Raw genomic sequence first — 18,556 nt, 5'->3', positions numbered from 1 at the left:
TTTATCAGAACATAGAGGACAGGTGAAACATGAAACTTGAAAAATTTGTCGACCAGCTGCCGATTCCAAAAGTGATCAAACCTCATACAAAAAGCAAAACAAACACCTACTATGAGGTCACGATGCAGGAGTTTTATCAACAGCTTCACCGAGATCTGCCGCCTACCCGGCTTTACGGATATAACGGAAGCTACCCCGGACCTACATTTGAAGTCAAAAAAAATGAAAAGGTCGCGGTCAAATGGATGAATAAACTGCCGCATCACCATTTTCTTCCTATCGACCACACGATTCACCATGACGCCCATGAGGAGCATCAAGTCAAAACGGTCGTTCACCTTCACGGCGGAAATACTCCGGCTGACAGCGACGGCTATCCTGAGGCTTGGTATACAAGGGATTTTAAAGAAACGGGGCCGTTTTTCGAAAAGGAGGTTTATGAATATCCCAACCACCAGGACGCGACCGCCCTCTGGTACCATGATCACGCGATGGCCCTGACAAGACTGAATGTATATGCGGGCCTTGTCGGTTTATATTTCATCCGTGACAGGGAAGAACAGTCTTTAAACGTGCCAAAAGGAGAATATGAGATTCCCCTCTTGATCCAGGATAAGTCGTTTCAGGAGGATGGTTCATTGTTTTATCCGCGGCAGCCTGACGACCCTTCTCCAGATCTGCCGAATCCGTCGATTGTCCCCGGATTTTGCGGAGATACCATTTTGGTGAATGGCAAAGTGTGGCCCTACGCAGAAATCGAACCGCGAAAATACCGTTTTCGCGTTCTGAATGCTTCAAATACGAGGATATATGAACTGTATTTCGATTCAGGGCATGCGTTTTATCAAATCGGAACAGACGGCGGCCTGCTGCAGCGCCCGGCAAAAGTCGAGTCACTCACGATCGCCCCTGCTGAAAGATGCGACCTTATCGTCGATTTTTCGAATGCAGAAGGAAAAACAGTCACTTTGAAAAACCGGATCGGCTGCGGCGGAGAGGATGCAGACCCGGAAACCGATGCCGATATTATGCAGTTCCGCGTATCCAAGCCATTAAAACAAAAGGACACTAGCAAGATTCCAAAAATATTGAGAAAGCGGCCGTTTTTCCAAAACCGAAATATCAATACGATCAGGCGTTTGACCTTGGGGGCATCGCAGGATCAATACGGAAGGCCTGTCCTTCTTTTAAACAACACGAGATGGCATGCGCCCGTGACAGAGACCCCCGCGCTTGGCAGCACTGAGATCTGGTCGATCGTCAATGCGGGAAGGGCCATCCATCCGATCCATTTGCATCTCGTTCAATTTTTCATTCTTGACCACCGCCCATTTGACACGGAGCGCTATCAGGAAAACGGAGAACTGATTTTTACCGGCCCTGCCGCTGCTCCCCCGCCAAATGAAAGAGGACTTAAAGATACGGTAAAGGTTCCACCCGGATCAGTCACGCGCATAATCGCCACCTTCAGCCCGTACAGCGGCAAATACGTGTGGCATTGCCATATACTCGAGCATGAAGATTATGATATGATGCGGCCCCTTGACGTCACAGATTTTCGCATCCAATCATAAAAGCCTCCTTTGCCGGAGGCTTTTTTCATTTATAAAAAGCACAACGGATCAAAAAAAGCGGTCTTCCATCGTGTACAATAAAGGCAAGAAAACTCCGAAAGGCTGTGTCAAAGTGGACTATTACGAAAGAATTCAAAGCGCTGTTCATTTTATGGAAGAAAATCTGAAAAAGGAATTACCCATCACCGACATTGCTTCAAAGGCTTGTTTCTCACCATTCCATTTTCAACGGCTTTTTCAAGCGATTTCCGGTTTTTCCGTACGGGAATATATCCGCCGGCGGCGGTTGACTGAAGCCGCAAATCTGCTGAAGAAGACCAACCGGACAATCCTCGACATCGCCATCGACTACCAGTATGGTTCACAGGAAGCATTCAGCCGGGCGTTCGCCCATTGCTTCGGGATCACCCCGGCCAAATACCGCAGATCAACAATCCAACTGGATGGCCAGTCTATCATCAATTTTCTCGACCTGAAAACAAGCCTCAATGGAGACGAATCGATTCCCAAACCGGCCATCATGCACTTAGACTCCATTCCCGTCATCGGTTATGAATACCACACAGACCTGAACGATGAACAGTATTTTGAAGACATCCCCGGCTTCTACCACGATTTCGGAGCTAATGAATACTTTTTGAAGATCCCTGATAAAGCAGCGCCTGACATGTCATACGGCATATCATGCAATTTCCGGGATGAGGGCGCATTTTCATTTATCGTCGGCGAGGCGGTTCTCTCGTCGGCTCAAAATACCGAAGACCGGTTTGTCCACATTGAGATACCCGGCGGGAAGTACGCCGTGTTTGACGTAAGCGGGCCGACTGAACAGGTTCAAAACACAAGAAGGTACATCTATCGCACATGGCTTGCGAATGCGAACTATGAAAGAAGGGAAGGACCGGATTTTGAGGTGACTGATGTGCGCCGCTCCGCTTATCCGCATGACATGAAAATGAAAATCTATATTCCCATTACATAAATACCGGGAACCCATTTTGGATTCCCGGTATGTTCGCTCAGATTGCTTTCAGCGCTTCGGCGATCGCCGTTTCTCCGCTGAGCAGGTCAAATGAACGGCCGAATGTGCGCTCTTCAGTAAGTGCGGCGGCCACTGTGGCAGCTACGTCTTCGCGGGGAATCGCGCCCCGCTCCAGATTTTCCGCGGCTGTTATTTTCCCTGTGCCCGGCTCATTTAAAAGCCCTCCAGGACGGATGATCGTATATATTAAATCACTTGCTTCCAGTATTTTATCCGCATAATGCTTTGCGACATAATAAGGTTTTATCGCTTCGTTCCAGTTTTCCCTGTTGTGGGCCTGCAATGTGCTGACCATGATAAACCGTTTAATGCCTGCTTGTTGTGCGGCTTCAATCGTTTTTGCCGCGCCGTCCAGATCGACCAGCAATGTTTTATCATCACCGGTGTTTCCGCCTGATCCGGCCGTAAAGACGATCGCCTCACAGCCTTTTGCCGCTTCCGCAATCTCTTCCACAGTCCCTTCTAAATTGGCGAGCGCGCTTTCGACTCCGGAGCGCTTCAATGTCTCCGCCTGCTCTTCATTTCTGACCATCGCCCTGACCTGATGTTCGCTGCTTTCATGCAGCATGTTGGTCAGGTGCCGGCCAATCTGCCCATTTGCTCCGACGATGAACACTTTCATATCATCCTGCTCCTTTCGCTTCGGTTTCTTCTATTATTTCATTGTATGTATGATCCTTCAAACAGCCGGCCCACACGAATCCGGCAAAAAGAAAAGACCTCCCATCTCTATCATGGGAAGTCTTTTCTTATTCTATTCCGCCGATTTCGTTGAATGGAAAGTAGCGAAACTCGACTTTGCCGACGACGGAGGATTTTGAAACAAATCCAAAATAGCGGCTGTCTCTGCTGTTCTGCCGGTTGTCTCCCATAACGAAGAAACTGTCTTTCGGCACTTTTTCTTTGCCTGTTAAGTCTTTCAGGGTGAAATTATTTGTTAAATGTTCATCGCCCGCCAAGGTTTGCTTATTTTGTTTCAGATAAGGCTCATCATAGGTTTTTCCATTAATATAAAGGACATCGTCTTTCATCTCAATCGAATCCCCGGGGACGCCGATGACTCTTTTGACATAGTCTTCGTCAGCATCAGGGGCATGAAAAATAATCTTGTCAAAACGATGTATGTCGCTGATTTTACTGACCATAACCATATTCCCGTTTTGCAGGGTTGGAGACATTGAATCCCCTAAAACAGTTGACGGTGTAAACAGAAAATAGCGGCAAATAAATACAATTACCCCCGCAATGAGAAGCGTCCTCACCCATGACCAGATCTCTTTTTTTCTAGTATTCTTCATATTTTCTCTCCTTCATATCGATTATATCAGAATTTTGCCGCTTGGTATGCATTCTCTCTCATATCATACCAGACGGCTCGCCTTCATGCCGTTTCCGCGCTTCTTCGTTTTATGGTGAAAAATCCCGTTTTATTATACATTAGCGTTTCCTTGCAGAAAATCCTTTCATTTCCCCTGTTTTATTTTATAAATTTGGCAGAGCTATAGGCAAAAACCGTTATAGATGCACAGGCAAACTCATTCCGTCTGCAATACATTATCATAACCCAGATAAAGGTGGTGAGCGCCATGTACAACTACGATGAATACGACAATTACGATCCATACAACCGCAAGCCGAAACATACGCCGAAGACGAATGACACCAGTGAACAGCGTCATTCTGATGATCGCGACCGTTTCAAATGCAAAAGAAGAAAGTGTTTTTCTGATGATGACGATGACCGCTTTACATGCCGGAGAAAGAAGTGCTGAGAATGTTCATGAGAAGCCGATTCACACATGATAATCGGCTTTTTTCCATTTGATCGCTGGACGTCCGTGACGCCAAGTCAGCTTTGGAACCATCATCCAATAGCTGAATATGCTAATGGAAAAGGAGATGAAAAACAGCTATGAGCGTCCCTCACGATGTTCTCTGCTCGATGCCCCATGATCATGAACGTTCGCTGCATGATCTTTGCCTCAAGTATATGCATTACCACGTTGTGCTGAAACTGAAAGATGGGCGATCGGTTCACGGCATCCTTGAAGGGGCAAATCGCCGGGAAGCATCAGTCCTCATCCCGGAAAACGTAACCGAAGGAAGACAATTTTACGGGAACTTCAGATATCCGCTGAAAACATACTGCCGGTTCAGAAGAAGGATCTTCCCGTTTGCTCTGTTGACCGCATTATATCCATTTCCATATGATTGAGGGCTGACATCGGGCAATGAGCCATTCACCCAAAACATGTACGGATCGAATTGTTTGCGCAAATCAATAGCTCCATCAATTATCATATAAGAAAAAACAAACCGGGAAGGGAAATTGTGAAGTATTTAGAAATAATCGTTTTGTTCTCAAGTCCAGGCTTTATCCATTACATGATAACGCGGGGATTTTCTAAAACGATATGTGATGATCGCATTTGCTTTTTGTATCGATTCGCCCTTCCTTTGCCATACATAGCGAACAAAAAGATTTTTTATATTTTTAGCTGCCATTATATATTGGTTTCGGGATTCTGTATGTAATGCAAGATAGGCTTTTCACAAGATATGCTTTCTTTAACCATAGCCTGTACGAAAAACAATCAGCCGGCTAAGCTGTTTGAAAAACGCTTGCCGGCCGATGTCAATTCAAAACAGTAAAACCATTGATGATCCCGTTCGGTTTTTCCCATTCTTTGCTTACTTTTTTTGTATCGGTATCGTAAGCGAAAATCGTTCTAACCTTCGCTTCGTTTCCCGTTTCATCTTTCAGAAGCTTAGCTCCTTTTGCTTCGGCTAGGAAAAAGATTTTTTTCCCGTCTTTTGAAAACTGCGGCTGCGCCGAGTCGATCAATGTGAACTCCCGCCCGTCTTTAATGATTGGTTTATATTCTTTCGTCTCGACATCCAGCTTGCAGATCGCCGTTTTTTCGCCTTCTTCATCTGTTGCGGTAAAAACCGCCGTCTTCCCATTTGGCGAGATTGTGATATCATTAATGAATTTCGCTATCGTTTTTATGTCTTGATTCTGCTTCTCATCGGCTAAAGAAATGCGCATATTGGTCGGTTCTGGAGCGACTCCCTTGCTATTCGCCTCATCGGTTTTCTTATAATCTTCCTCCTCGGAATAGTGCAGGAGGACAAACTGGCCTTTATCTTGATTGTATTGATAGAAGCTTACCGTTTCATCCTTGTCGTTTAATTTCGGATAGATGGCGGTAAACGCCTTTGTTTTCAAATCAAATGATGCCAGATGAAAGTTTCGTTCAGCCGAGAGATTATAACGCATGTACAGTTTTGAGCCGTCTTTTGACAAGGTTAGCTCGTCTACATATTCATCGCCTGAATGCAGCGTCGTTTTTTTGCCTGTTTTCAGATCCAGTTTGATCAAACGCCGTCCGCTGCTCTTGTCCAAATTTGTATAGTATAGGATTTGATGTTTGCGATCCAGCGCCATAGCAGGATAGTCCGTCATTTTTTCTTTGTAAAGCACTTTCTGATTTTCATAATAAGAGGTCATTAATTTTTGATCTGTAAAGGACACGAGAAGGTCTGAACTGCCTGCCTCTTTTTGCTCCGTTTTTAATCCGGAAAAACGGAACACAGCAAAAACCCCTGCAGCTAAAACGATTCCCGCCGCCAAGATTATCATTATTTTTTTCATGTTCTGATCTCCGCCAATAGAAAGAAGCAAGAAAACATTTTTCTTGCTCCATTTCGTTTATTTTTTATAAGTATAATGTCCTTTGACCTTGCCTTTGCTTGTTGAAAATCCTAAAGCTCTGAAGGCTTTCGGACTTACATCCAAAACAGCGCCGGGCAGTCTGCCGACATCGTATTTATATACCGTAATCACTTTTTTAGGTTTTGCTTTTGAATAAGCTCTTATTTTTGTGCCTTTACGCGGAACGTCAAAACCCATTTTTGTAGCACAATCCCAATGACCGAGCCTTTTTCCGTCAGCGCCGATTTTTCCCACTCCATTGTACCAAGTAATATAGCCGCTGACTTTTTTTGTCTTAGCGCTGGCTTCACCGGCAAAATTAAATGCCAACAGTAAACTCGCCGCTAAAACAAAAACTGAAAAGAGTATTTTCTTCATATAAAAATATCCTCCATGTGCTGGGATTTTTTTCTGACATAGAGATTATACCGTGTTTCATAGACAAGCTCTTTTACAGTTTCTTTACGTTTGGAATGCAAATATTACATATTCTAAGCCCTTCTTCGATTAAAAGCGGTGAATTTTTCATATCCTTACTATAAAAATTGACCAGTTTCTATCTTGGTGGTATTTTTCCCTTTAACCTGTTTTAACGTCGCTACGATAAGAAAGCTGACAATCACTAATAACAGCCATGAACTCACCTTTCCTAGATGAACGAGACTCCATGCATCGGTTTGGTTTGGATATTCCCACGCCCCAAAAAACGTTGCAATATTTTCGGCTATCCAGATAAAAAATCCGATGAGCCCAAAAGAAAGTGCGAGTGGCATACGGTAACGAATTCCATTAACCTCATATGTAACCCATGATTGCCAAAAGACGATCATGACAAGTCCAGATAACCACCAACGAATGTCAATCAAATAATGGTGGGTAAAAAAATTTAAATAAATAGCAGCGGCAAGAGGTACGACTACCAAAAACGGCGGCCACTTCACCAGTTCAACCTTAAGCCTCCTCCACGCCTGGCAAAGATAACTGGCTACACTTGCGTACATGAAGCCGCTATACAAAGGCACTCCAAAAATTTTGAAATATCCTTCCTCCGGATAAGACCAGGAGCCCATATGTACCTTGAAAAGTTCAAGAGCAAGTCCAATAAGGTGAAACAATGTGATCACTTTTAATTCATCCCGTGTTTCAAGACCTGAACGCACCATCAACCACTGCATGAGAACACAGATGATGAGCAGCCAGTCATACCGTGGCAAGAAGGGAAGAGGGATGATTTTTGTAAGAGCCAAAGAGGCAAAAATAACGACAGGAAACAAACATGATAGGGCCTGCTCCCAACCAAAACGAACGAGTTGTTTTAGTGCTCTCATGATTTGTGCCTCCATAGGTTTTTTCTGAATATTTGCAATGTTTGCTTTAATGGACTAAGAATTATGCGGAGAGGATCATTCAGCCCCATTTTCCTTTTCATGATAAATATTTCTGATTTATACATCCCTTGTGTCTTCATCACTTTGGTATTCCAAAATATCCCCGGGCTGACATTCCAAAGCCTTGCAAATCGCCTCTAAAGTTGATAATCGAATGGCCTTTGCTTTTCCATTTTTCAATATAGAAAGATTAGCCATCGTTATCCCAACCCTCTCCGAAAGTTCTGTTACGCTCATTTTCCTTTTAGCCAGCATCACATCAATATTGATAATAATTGCCATGTTCATCACCTCAGACCGTTAAGTCATTTTCTGTTTTTATATCAATCGCTTCTTTTAACAGTTTTTGAAGAACAGCAGCAAAGACTGCAATCACCATTGAAGCAAAAATAATGACCAATCCGATGACTATGATACCCGGGGCGTCGTCTATCTCCGCCACGAGATAAAAAAGCGGCATGCCTGCCACATACAAGATGCTGATTGTGTTCGCACAGTATTTGATATTTTTTAAAGCTCTTACAGAAATTTTAGAGAACGCTTTGTTCTTATCAATATAGCTTAAAAGTTGAAACGCTTGATAAAGAGCAAAGTAAAAAGGTATCGCCGTTACATACAAATAGATGAAAACGAGATATTTTATATAAGCAATATTGGGAAGTAATTCTGCTGTATAATTGGCTATCTTAGGCACCAAAAAAATGCATAAAGCAAGAATTGGAATTCCAATAAGAATAACAGCTATCTTTAAGAAGAGTGTTGACACTCGTTTCATAAAAAGCACCTCACTTATTTGTTGTCGATTTGAATTTAGCATATTATTTATCGTTTTGCAATAAAAAAATATTGAAATGGATCATTTTATTATTGTTATGTTGTGGTCTTTTTCATTTTAGCCAAGACAAAATTCGTTCTTACGGTAATGCTCTACAATGTAAAACTTGTGCAGCCAACTGAACCGTTGAACAACAAGAAAAAAGCATGCCGCAACAATTAGTTCGAAGTTCAATGTGCCTTGGATCACTAAATCCAAACGATTTTTCAATTAAAAATTCTGTCACTGGGATTCAGTGAGCTCGGGGAATTGTTTTTAGGTGAGTTTACAAAAATGCCAGACAGTGCGCGGGGAATCTTTAATACTTACTTGAAAACTAATCTGAAAAGCACAGAAATAAGAGGCAGTAATCGATATAAAAATTGACACTTTCGCCTGTTTTGCTCGTATAAAAGGAGAAAAACAGATAGACAGGATGATAAAATATGACAAAATTCAAACTCACTTCTTTTACTCTCATGATGTTTACCGCAGCCCTTTTGATTTCCGGCTGCGACGACAGCGGTGAAGACCGTTCTCAAGAAGCCGCCAAAGACAAATCGCTGAAAACATATGATCTCGTCTGGTTCGATTATCTGAATGACAGCGAATCTGACAGCGCCCCGGAAGTCAAAGTCTCCTATATGGAAAACGGCAAGCAAAAAACGAAAACATTTAAAAAATATGTGGAGAATGTGGAAGATATCGAACAGCCTTACATCAAAATGCGGAATGATGAAGTGTTCATCTACAGGCCGCCTTACATGACATACGACCAGAAGCCGCTTGAAGGAGTCGTGAAAGACAAAATAGAACAAAAAAGCAGTGATGATCAACAATGAAGAAAAAGACGCTATTGCTGATGCTCGCCGTTTTATTCATGTTTACAGCAGTATGGGCAGATAACGCAGAAGCTGTAAGCGGGACAAGCTCGTCAGGGGGAAGGTCTGCAAACACATCAGGAAAAAGCTCTGCCGGCAGCCGGGCGGCTTCGGTTCATAAAAATGCCAGAAGCTATATCAAAAACGCCGCAAATAAAAGCAATTCGGCGAAAAATTTCACTAAAAACAGAGTTTCGAACAGTCTGCAAAGAACATTGCCTGCAAACGCCCTGTACAAGAGAAGCGTCAAACAGACAATCAATCAAAATCCCGCAGGCACGTCTTTTTTTAATTATTATTTTCCATACTGGATGATCTTTCATTCACATGGATATACAGCCGAACAAAAAAGCATGCTGCAAAGTATCGGAGTGAGAGAAAAAGAGATTGCCAAACCGAAGGAAAACAGATACTGGCTGATCATTGAGGATCAAAGCGGAAAGCAGCAGGCCGTCCTCGTCTCAAAAAAGCAATATGACAGCGTGAACAAAGGAGATCGCATCAAATTGCGCCATAAACGTCTGATCAAAGAAAAAAGCTGATTGAAACAAAGTGTTCATCAGCTTTTTTCAGACTGGTCAAAAGCATACACTATCGAATCCGCAACCGGCCTGTAGCCGATTTCCGCGTAGATTTTATTGGATGTCGGATTGGCTTGATCGGTGTACAAACTGCAAAATGAGACCCCTTCGTCCAACAGCGTCCGGCTGAGGGCCGCCACACATGATGTTGCATAGCCTTTGTTTCGCCGGTTTTTCGGTGTAAACACAAGGTTGACGGTGATGCCGTTTTTCGTCGGCCTCGATTTTTGAGCCATTGAAACAGCCTCCCCACAGTCATCCCATACATAAATTGAAGCTTTATCAATCCCCCGGGCGGCCATTTTCTTCGCCTTTTCATGCCCGAGGCCGTCATGGAAAGCCTCTTCTGAAAACGAATGTATCCAATCGGTGATCAATTCCAGATCACGCTGATCCGCTTTTCTTAAGCTTCCTGAACTCAGAGAGACGTCATTGACGTTATCGAGCTGATAAATGGTTTGCTTCATCTTGACCCGCGTCTTCCTTTTCCATGCATCTGCAAAAGCTTTGGCAATCGCGGGCTGCCCGATGACGCCCGGCGGCCTGATTCCCGCCTTTTTTATATACGCGGCCAGTTCACCTGCCGCTTCGACCCGGCGTTCGTCTCCAGCCAAAATCAATTCACCTGAAGCCATAACTGCCATCAGCTGAATTCCCTGTTCATTTTCCGCTGACAGCAAAACGGCTTCAGAGTCTTGCCGTTCCCGCAGAAGATACAAAAGCCCAAGCGGCAAATTGTTGACTGCTTCATGCTCTAAAAGCGCATGCTCGGCATGCCGAAGAAATTCTTCGGGACAGCTGAATCTTTTGACTTCCACGTTGATTAAGCCCCTTTCTGTTTCTTTACTTTCATTAAAGAACAGCTTTACGTTTGAAAGCAAGGGGCATTTTCTGTCGCCGTCCCCAATTATCGTTCCATGCGCCGCTTCCAGCCTTCATACAGAAGGTCAAACGACAAATCAGACGTTTGCCTGACAGAAAGGTCTGCTTCATGCATGGCGCGTTCATTCCCGACTCCTACGGCAAACATCCCCGCTGATTTGATCGAGGCGATCCCGGCTTCGGCGTCTTCTATACCTGCACAGTCCACAGGGGATACGCCGAGATGCCCGGCAGCCGCCAAAAATATTTCAGGATCGGGCTTTCCTTTTTTAAGACTTGCCGGATCGACAATGACATCAAAGACGTTGATCAGGTCCAGCCTTTTTAAAATGGACGGGGCATTGCGGCTTGCCGAAGCTAAAGCGATTTTGATCCGTTCTTTTTCCAGTTCACATAAGAGACGCCCGATTCCGGGCAAAAGATCGCGGGGCGTAATGTTGTCTATCAGTTTTTGATAATATTGATTTTTCATTACCAAGAGATCCCGCTTTGCGGATTTTGAGTATGTCGCTGACAATCCGCCATGGTCCAGGATGCGTTCAAGCGATTCCTCCCTGCTGATTCCTTTCAGCCTTTCATTAAAGTCCCTGTCAAATGGAATATGCAATTGTTCAGCGATACGCTTCCACGCGAGAAAATGCAGCTCAGCCGTATCTGTTATGACTCCATCCAAATCAAATATGACCGCTTTCACTAGTGACGGCCCTTTCCAGTGCTGATGTATATGACAGCATCGTATGGATTCAGCCGGATATGTTTCGGTTCATCCCCTTGGCGGCAGTTGGAAAGCAGCACTTCCCACTGGTCACCAAGCAGTTCCGAAGGCGCTTCACACACAGCTTCTTCTTCTGACAAATTCACTGCGATGAAAAGCTTTTCGCCTTCATACTCGCGGGTATAAGCGAATATTTGCGGATCATCCCCGAGCAGCAGCTGATAATCTCCGTAGACAAACACCTTGTGCTGTTTACGTAATCGAATCAGCTTCTGATAATAGTGAAAAATCGAATCCGCGTCGGCCAGAGCTTCTTTCACATTGATTTCTTTATAGCGGGGATTTACCGCAAGCCACGGCTCGCCCGCCGTAAAGCCGGCGTGTTGGCTGTCGTCCCATTGCATCGGCGTGCGCGCGTGATCCCTCCCCTTCTGGCCTACCGCCTTCAGGAAATCTTCCTCTGTCATCGTTTGATTTTCAATGACCAGCTCCTGATAGGCATTTTTGATTTCAAGATCCTCATACATGTCCAACGGGAAATCGCTGTTGACCATGCCGATTTCTTCTCCCTGGTAAATATAAGGCGTTCCTTTCAGACCGTGAAGAACCGTTGCGAATGCTTTGGCACACTGCTTTCGCAGAGACGCGTCATTTCCCCAGCGCGAAATGACCCTCGGCTGATCGTGATTTTCAAAGTACAGACTGTTCCAGCCCACATCCATCAGAGCAGTCTGCCACCGGGTCAGCACCTTTTTCAAAGCGATCAGGTCAAACGGTTTGAGTTGCCATTTCCCATTCGGCGACCCCTGTTCCGTATCGATATCCATATGTTCGAATGTAAAGATCATATTCAGCTCATTCCTGCTTGCATCCGTATACCTTTTTGCTTCTTCCACGTCTGAGCCATTCGCTTCGCCGACTGTCATACAATCATACTTTGACAGCACTTCCCGGTTCATTTCCTGAATAAATTCATGAAGGCGGGGACCGTTTGAATGATATGGACCGACGATATAACTGCGGTGTTCGTTTGTCTCATAATCCGGGAAATCAATGTGTTTGGAAATGGACCCGATCACATCCATCCGCCAGCCGTCAACGCCTTTATCCATCCAATATCTCATCAGATCGTATACTTCCCGGCGGACGGCTTCATTTTCCCAGTTTAAATCAGGCTGCTTTTTTGAAAAGTAATGCAAATAATATTGACCTGTCCGCTCATCAAACTCCCAAGCCGAACCGGAAAAGATCGACCCCCAGTTATTCGGCTCTCTGCCGTCCGGCTTGGGATCTTTCCAAAAATAATACTCGCGGTATGGATTTTCCTTCGCCTTTCGGCTTTCCATAAACCATGGATGCTCATCTGACGTATGATTCACGACCAAATCCATGATGATTTTCATCCCGCGTTGATGGACCTCATCTATTAACTGACACATATCTTCGTTTGTCCCAAACTTTTCGTACATCTTTCGGTAGTCCCGGATGTCATAGCCGTTGTCATCCTGCGGAGAGTCAAACACCGGGCACAGCCAAATGACATCCGCCCCGAGATATTTGATATAATCCAGTTTTTGAATGATCCCCTGCAAATCTCCGAATCCATCGCCGTTAGAATCATAGAAGCTGCGCGGATAAATTTGATAAACGACAGCTTCTTTCCACCATTCACCCATCAGTTGTCCTCCTTTCGCATCGGCCGTTCAGCAAAATCGGTTCATCATATACGGCCAGCTCGAACGGCTCTCCTTTCAACAGTTCAATAACGGTTTTTTCCTCTGTCACATTGATGCTGATTAATCGGCCCCGAAAATTGATGGCGAACGTATAGCTGTCCCATTCTTTCGGCAGAAACGGAGCAAATGACAGCGTCCCGTTCAAGACCCGCATTCCTGCAAACCCCTGCACGAGGGCGAGCCAGCTCCCCGTCATTGATGTAATATGAAGCCCTTCTTCCGTGTCATGATTATAATTGTCAAGATCAAGGCGGGCTGTGCGCTTAAATAATTCAAGCGCTTTCTTTTCCATTCTGAGTTCGGCTGCAAGCACCGCATGGACGGAAGGTGAAAGGCTAGATTCATGAACGGTCATCGGTTCATAAAATTCGAAGTTGCGCCGTTTTTCTTCCAATGTAAAACGGTGATGAAAAAGATAAATGCCTTGCAGAACGTCCGCCTGCTTAATAAAACTGGAGCGGAGAATTTTATCCCATGACCAATGCTGATAGAGCGGCCGTTCAGCCGGATTCAATTTGTCCGCCGTTTGCAGGTCTTTGTCCAAAAATGTATCATGCTGGATGAAAATATTCAGTTCTTCACTGTATGGATAGTACATCCGCTCCATGATATCCTTCCATGTCTCCATTTCATCTTCCCGTACATTCAGCTGTCTGCGCTTTTCCGCCGGAAGGGTTGCGAGGTTTTCAAGTGTGTATTCAAGCGTCCAAGCCGCAATCAAATTCGTATACCAGTTGTTGTTGACATTGTTTTCATATTCATTCGGCCCCGTGACGCCGTGGATCATATATTTGTTTTTCCGCTTGGAAAAATGAACGCGGTCAGCCCAAAACCTGCTGATTTCGACGAGAACGTCTATCCCGTATTCCCTGATATACGCCCGGTCGCCCGTATAATTGACATAGTTGTAGATCGCATAGCAAATGGCACCGTTGCGGTGAATTTCTTCAAAGGTGATCTCCCATTCATTGTGGCATTCATCACCTGTGAACGTCACCATCGGATACAGGGCGCCCTTCAGGCCCAATTTGGCGGCATTGCGTTTGGCGGCCTCCAAATGGTGGTAGCGGTACAAAAGCAGGTTTTTCGTCACTTCCGGATCTGCGGCGGCCAAATACATCGGAACGGCGTATGCCTCAGTATCCCAATAAGCGGCCCCTCCATATTTTTCGCCTGTAAATCCTTTCGGCCCGATATTCAGCCGTGAATCTGCCCCATAGTATGTTGAGAACAATTGAAAGATGTTGTAGCGGACGCCTTGCTGAAGTTCATCATCACCTTTAATTTCTATATCCGCTTTTGTCCACCTTTCCTTCCATTGTTCAGTGTGCCTCCTTCTCGCTTCTTCATAGCCCTGCCGGAGAATACCGGCCAAAAGCTCCCTGCCTTTGGTGACAAGCTCGGTCTCGGGAAAATCGCGGGAAGTGGTCACAATAATAAATTTTTTCAGCGAAACCTTTGTTCCAGCCTTTGTTTGATAGGTGTAGCGGTTTTCCGCATACATGCCGGCTGTTTGAAAGCTTTCATCGGCAAAGCCTTCTGTAACGTTTGCCATTGCGGCAGAAACGGTAAAACGCGGCGTTCCAAATGGATTGTCAATCGTTTTTGCCACTAAATGGCCTTGGTGGGAAGCAGCTCCCTTCGCTTCTTCCTGCCAAAACCTTTCCTGATAGTTGGCGTCTTCATTTGCGACATTTCCGTCCAGATAAGGGACAAGCGTGATGACGGCGTCATCTGTCAGGCACTCTGCTTCATAATGAATCGCGCAAAGCTTGTCGACGGCAATGCTGAGAAATCGCTCCGAGCTGATCCTGACGGTTTTGCTATGAATGCGGAAAACCGCGCTTCGCCGTAAAATCCCTTCTTTCATATCCAGTTCTAACTCAAACGATTCGATCTCGTTTTGATAGAGATCGACTTTTTCACCGTCGATCCATACATCAATGCCGATAAAATTCATCGCGTTAATCACTTTGCCGAAATATTCAGGATAGCCGTTTTTCCACCAGCCGACACGCGTTTTATCAGGAAACCACACCCCGGCGATATATGTGCCTTGATGGGTGTCTCCTGAATAGCTTTCTTCAAAATTGCCCCTGATTCCCATATAGCCGTTGCCCAGCGAAGTCAGACTTTCCTGCAGCCGTTTATGCTCCTTTTCGAATGTATTCGTTTTGATTTTCCATTCATCTATCTCAAATAGCCGCTGATTTGCCATGGTTTCCTCCTGACTGTAGTTTCCCGTTATGGTGGCGGGTTTTGTACAAATGCCTAAATGTAAATGAAATCATCAAGATGACGCCGCAGGAATGGATCAACAGCACGGCCGTGAAGTCAAAATGGATTAAACCGGCCGTTGCTGCGGCAAAAACCGGAACGGCTGATCCGCTTACCGCAGCTGCGGCTGCTTCCTTGAACGACGCAATGCCGGACATGTTTGATGCTTTTGTGATCCATATGCCTCCTGCGATGACAGCCGTCAACACCAGCTGGATGATGAATATCGCCGAACATGCCAGCATCATGATCATCGGTTTATACTGAGCAAACCACAATCGCCCGATAAAAGCCTCCATATCGGAGATGTCCAGCTTTCCGTCCTTTTTGCCATAGCGGACGGAAAATCCCGTCCCGTTTTGATCACTGATGATCAGATAATCAGGCTGAAAGATGACGGCGTTTTCATAGCCGTTTACCTTGAGACGCCCATTCTCACCGCTTATGTTGTACTCGCGCTTCATATCGACCGCAAGCAAAGTCCGTCCTTTTTCGATCCGATAAAAACTTTTCCCGCCGGTCAGCTTTCCATTCGTTAGTTGATAATCTTTTAATTGGCCGGCAAATCTTTCATTGCCGGCTTGAATGGCCGACGGCATGAGGGATCCGATATGGAACCGATCCATTTTCAAAAATGAAATGGTAAACGGCACCATTAAGCAAGACGTCAAAAAAACAAATAAAAAAAAGATTTCGAACCAGCTGAATGTCTTTCTGTAACGGCAGACGCCGGCCGGCGATACTGCCGCTTTAAGAAATCGGGCCATAAAACGATCATTCTGCAAAGCTTTCATTGGCTTATCCCTTCGTTCCGCCGGTTGTCAGACCGGACACAAAGTTCTTTTGGAGAAAAAAGAACAATACACATATCGGCAGCGCCGCAAGTATCGCTCCGGCCGCAAACAGCGCGACTTTTTGCTGCTGCGGGTTGGATATAAAGGACTGCAATCCGACGGCGATCGTCATTCGTTCAGGCGAACGGAGCAAAAACTTGGCCAGCAAATAATCGCCGAACGGCCCCATAAACGCCCAAAGCGCCTGCACAGCAAGCATCGGCTTCACCAGCGGCAGCACAATCGAGGCGAAAATCCGCAAATGTCCTGCCCCATCAATCCGTGCAGCTTCATCAATTTCTCTCGGCACGGTATCAAAATAGCCTTTCATCAGCCATGTGTTCATCGGAATTCCTCCGCCGATATAGATTGCTGTTAAAAACCAGTACTGATCGAGAGCGCCGATCAGCATGGCCAAGACGTAAAAAGCTGTCAGCGCCGCCATCGTCGGCACCATCTGAATGATCAAAAAGAATATTAAACTCTTTTTTCTGCCCGCAAAGCGATAGCGGCTGTACGTATAGCCCGCAAGCGTCACGACGGTAACCTGCAGCACCATGACCGACAACGCGATTATAAGTGTATTGCCATACCAATGAAGATAAAGCGTTTCTTCAAACAGCCGCTTGAAATGATCCAATGTCCATGAACCGGAAAAATCAAGCTGAAAAGACGTCACATTTCCCACACGAAACGCGGAAGAAGCCGTAATCAGCAGCGGATATATAATGACAATGCTTAAAAGCGCCAAAAAGAAATAGGTGCAGATTTTGGTAAGGATCCTGGCGGTTCGCGCATTCATCACATGACCTCCTCATTGCCAAACGCATTCGATTTCTTAAAAGCAATCAGGGAAACTCCAATGACAATGAAAGAAATTAACAGCGTGACAGCGGCAGCGACGGAATATTGCGGCGAAGTCCCGGTTGTCAGCTTATAGATCCAGGAAATTAATATATCGGTTGACCCGGCTCCGGCTCCCGCGCTTCCCGGTCCTCCTTCATTAAATAAGTAGATGATCGAAAAATTATTGAAATTAAACGTATACTGCGTAATCAGCACGGGTGCGGTCGCAAATAAAATCATCGGCAATGTGATATATTGAAAACGTTGAATAAAAGTGGCCCCGTCAATCTTTGCCGCTTCATACATTTCACCTGGAATCGCCTGAAGCACGCCCGTCACCATGACATAAATATACGGAAATCCGAGCCAGGTCTGTATCATAATCAGAGCCGTCTTCGTCCAGAACGGGTCGGTCTTCCACGAGACCGCCGGCAGATCCACAAACGGCAGATGATTCAATAATGGAATAACCTGTGCGTTCATAGCGCCGATGCTGTCATTGAAGATATTAGAAAAGCTCATTATCGTAATAAAAGCCGGAACAGCCCACGGGAGCAAAAAGATCATTCGAAATATCCGCTTGCCCTTAATAAAATCCTGATTGACGATAAGCGCGGTCGCTATGCCGAGAACAATTTGCAGCGTTGTCGCGCAGATCGTCCAGATGATGGTCCACCCCAGTACATCGGTAAATGTCTCCCGATAGGAACCGAGGAGTAAAATATTCATGAAGTTTTTAAACCCGACCCAGTCAATCAGGCTGTTAGGCGGAATATGATAAAAATCATAGTTGGTAAATGCGACAAACAGAGTCACGAGAACCGGAAAAATAATGACAAACACCATCATAAAGTATGCCGGCAGTGTAAATAAATATGGAAACCCTTTATCTCCTGCATTCCTGATCATGTCCCGGGCCGTCGTGCTGACCTTTAAGCCCGCCGCTTTCATCGCGGCGGTCTTGCGGGCATCATAAATATTAAAGATGTAGAACATCAGAAACAGCAGCGTCACAATCAATTGCAGCGTGCCTTCGATGAGCAGAAACAGCGAATGATCTTCACCGGGAACACTTCCGAGCGTAATCAATCCGGTGAGCGCCTTTATGCCGAAAATCCCTAATTCACAAACAAACAACCCTGTAATGGCGAGAAAAAAAATTCCCTTTGAAATCTGCCGGTTCGCGATCTGTCCGACTCCCGGAATGATGGATAAAAGCCCTGCTTTCCGCCTCTCTTTTGCAAGTGTTTGATCTTTGTTCATTTTTTCGCC

At 45.3% G+C, this 18,556-nt stretch carries 20 protein-coding genes; 6 read left to right on the top strand and 14 right to left on the bottom strand.

The genetic code is table 11. The annotated features are described in order from the left end of the window. Positions 1 to 29 precede the first annotated feature (29 nt). A complete protein-coding gene (locus tag R5H20_RS03800) occupies positions 30 to 1,574 on the top strand; it encodes a multicopper oxidase family protein (protein ID WP_006637314.1) in 1,545 nt (514 codons plus the stop codon). Positions 1,575 to 1,686: 112 nt separating this feature from the next. Then, positions 1,687 to 2,556, top strand: coding sequence for an AraC family transcriptional regulator (locus R5H20_RS03795; RefSeq protein ID WP_029419908.1), 870 nt, complete (start codon positions 1,687 to 1,689; stop codon positions 2,554 to 2,556). A gap of 37 nt (positions 2,557 to 2,593) precedes the next feature. On the opposite strand, the gene R5H20_RS03790 is transcribed toward R5H20_RS03795, so the two are convergent. Together R5H20_RS03790 and lepB are read right to left on the bottom strand one after the other, a co-directional pair. Next, positions 2,594 to 3,238, bottom strand: coding sequence for an SDR family oxidoreductase (locus R5H20_RS03790; protein WP_006637312.1), 645 nt, complete (start codon positions 3,236 to 3,238; stop codon positions 2,594 to 2,596). 127 nt (positions 3,239 to 3,365) lie between these two features. After that, complete coding sequence (gene lepB, locus R5H20_RS03785) at positions 3,366 to 3,914, bottom strand: signal peptidase I (protein ID WP_006637311.1); 549 nt, start codon at positions 3,912 to 3,914, stop codon at positions 3,366 to 3,368. Positions 3,915 to 4,215: 301 nt separating this feature from the next. On the opposite strand from lepB, the gene R5H20_RS03780 reads away from it, so the two are divergent. Both R5H20_RS03780 and R5H20_RS03775 read left to right on the top strand, forming a co-directional pair. Further along, entirely contained in the window at positions 4,216 to 4,419 is a 204-nt protein-coding gene (locus tag R5H20_RS03780; RefSeq protein WP_029419909.1) for a hypothetical protein, read from the top strand. Between the two features lie 109 nt (positions 4,420 to 4,528). After that, complete coding sequence (locus R5H20_RS03775) at positions 4,529 to 4,831, top strand: hypothetical protein (protein ID WP_006637310.1); 303 nt, start codon at positions 4,529 to 4,531, stop codon at positions 4,829 to 4,831. A 420-nt stretch (positions 4,832 to 5,251) separates the two neighbouring features. On the opposite strand, the gene R5H20_RS03770 is transcribed toward R5H20_RS03775, so the two are convergent. The 5 genes from R5H20_RS03770 to R5H20_RS03750 form a co-directional block, all read right to left on the bottom strand. Next, positions 5,252 to 6,271, bottom strand: a complete 1,020-nt coding sequence (locus R5H20_RS03770) for a PD40 domain-containing protein (protein WP_006637309.1) — start codon at positions 6,269 to 6,271, stop codon at positions 5,252 to 5,254. Positions 6,272 to 6,328: 57 nt separating this feature from the next. Continuing rightward, positions 6,329 to 6,709, bottom strand: a complete 381-nt coding sequence (locus R5H20_RS03765; RefSeq protein ID WP_006637308.1) for an RlpA-like double-psi beta-barrel domain-containing protein — start codon at positions 6,707 to 6,709, stop codon at positions 6,329 to 6,331. A gap of 158 nt (positions 6,710 to 6,867) precedes the next feature. Beyond that, positions 6,868 to 7,659 carry a DUF817 domain-containing protein gene (locus R5H20_RS03760; RefSeq protein ID WP_006637307.1) on the bottom strand — a complete coding sequence of 264 codons (792 nt, stop codon included), beginning with the start codon at positions 7,657 to 7,659 and terminating at the stop codon, positions 6,868 to 6,870. Positions 7,660 to 7,776: 117 nt separating this feature from the next. Further along, on the bottom strand, positions 7,777 to 8,001 hold the full coding sequence (locus tag R5H20_RS03755) for a helix-turn-helix domain-containing protein (RefSeq protein ID WP_006637306.1): 225 nt from the start codon (positions 7,999 to 8,001) through the stop codon (positions 7,777 to 7,779). A 10-nt stretch (positions 8,002 to 8,011) separates the two neighbouring features. Then, complete coding sequence (locus tag R5H20_RS03750; protein ID WP_006637305.1) at positions 8,012 to 8,494, bottom strand: DUF2975 domain-containing protein; 483 nt, start codon at positions 8,492 to 8,494, stop codon at positions 8,012 to 8,014. Positions 8,495 to 8,979: 485 nt separating this feature from the next. Here R5H20_RS03750 and R5H20_RS03745 point away from each other — a divergent pair, with 485 nt between their 5' ends. Further along, on the top strand, positions 8,980 to 9,375 hold the full coding sequence (locus R5H20_RS03745) for a hypothetical protein (RefSeq protein ID WP_006637304.1): 396 nt from the start codon (positions 8,980 to 8,982) through the stop codon (positions 9,373 to 9,375). Continuing rightward, positions 9,372 to 9,956: a hypothetical protein gene (locus R5H20_RS03740; protein ID WP_006637303.1), complete on the top strand. Its 585-nt coding sequence runs from the start codon at positions 9,372 to 9,374 to the stop codon at positions 9,954 to 9,956. Before R5H20_RS03745 ends, R5H20_RS03740 begins: the two co-directional genes overlap by 4 nt. 17 nt (positions 9,957 to 9,973) lie before the next feature. Here the strand turns inward: R5H20_RS03740 and R5H20_RS03735 are convergent, their stop codons facing one another. From R5H20_RS03735 to R5H20_RS03705, 7 genes are all read right to left on the bottom strand, one after another. Then, entirely contained in the window at positions 9,974 to 10,813 is an 840-nt protein-coding gene (locus R5H20_RS03735; protein WP_141231109.1) for a GNAT family N-acetyltransferase, read from the bottom strand. A gap of 89 nt (positions 10,814 to 10,902) precedes the next feature. Further along, a complete protein-coding gene (gene pgmB, locus R5H20_RS03730) occupies positions 10,903 to 11,571 on the bottom strand; it encodes a beta-phosphoglucomutase (RefSeq protein WP_006637301.1) in 669 nt (222 codons plus the stop codon). Next, positions 11,571 to 13,268 (bottom strand): glycoside hydrolase family 13 protein, encoded by a 1,698-nt coding sequence (locus R5H20_RS03725; protein ID WP_006637300.1) that lies wholly within the window; start codon positions 13,266 to 13,268, stop codon positions 11,571 to 11,573. Before R5H20_RS03725 ends, pgmB begins: the two co-directional genes overlap by 1 nt. Continuing rightward, a complete protein-coding gene (locus tag R5H20_RS03720) occupies positions 13,261 to 15,546 on the bottom strand; it encodes a glycoside hydrolase family 65 protein (RefSeq protein WP_006637299.1) in 2,286 nt (761 codons plus the stop codon). The genes R5H20_RS03725 and R5H20_RS03720 overlap by 8 nt, the downstream gene beginning before the upstream one ends. Then, positions 15,524 to 16,399 (bottom strand): DUF1189 domain-containing protein, encoded by an 876-nt coding sequence (locus R5H20_RS03715; protein WP_006637298.1) that lies wholly within the window; start codon positions 16,397 to 16,399, stop codon positions 15,524 to 15,526. The genes R5H20_RS03720 and R5H20_RS03715 overlap by 23 nt, the downstream gene beginning before the upstream one ends. A gap of 4 nt (positions 16,400 to 16,403) precedes the next feature. After that, positions 16,404 to 17,240 carry a sugar ABC transporter permease gene (locus R5H20_RS03710; protein ID WP_006637297.1) on the bottom strand — a complete coding sequence of 279 codons (837 nt, stop codon included), beginning with the start codon at positions 17,238 to 17,240 and terminating at the stop codon, positions 16,404 to 16,406. Next, entirely contained in the window at positions 17,240 to 18,547 is a 1,308-nt protein-coding gene (locus R5H20_RS03705; RefSeq protein WP_006637296.1) for a carbohydrate ABC transporter permease, read from the bottom strand. The genes R5H20_RS03710 and R5H20_RS03705 overlap by 1 nt, the downstream gene beginning before the upstream one ends. Between the last annotated feature and the right edge of the window lie 9 nt (positions 18,548 to 18,556).

Origin of the sequence: Bacillus sp. KICET-3 (assembly GCF_033261025.1) — a bacterium.
In the GTDB taxonomy this organism is placed as follows: Bacteria; Bacillota; Bacilli; order Bacillales; family Bacillaceae; genus Bacillus; species Bacillus sonorensis.
This window is presented reverse-complemented; position numbering and strand designations above follow the sequence as displayed.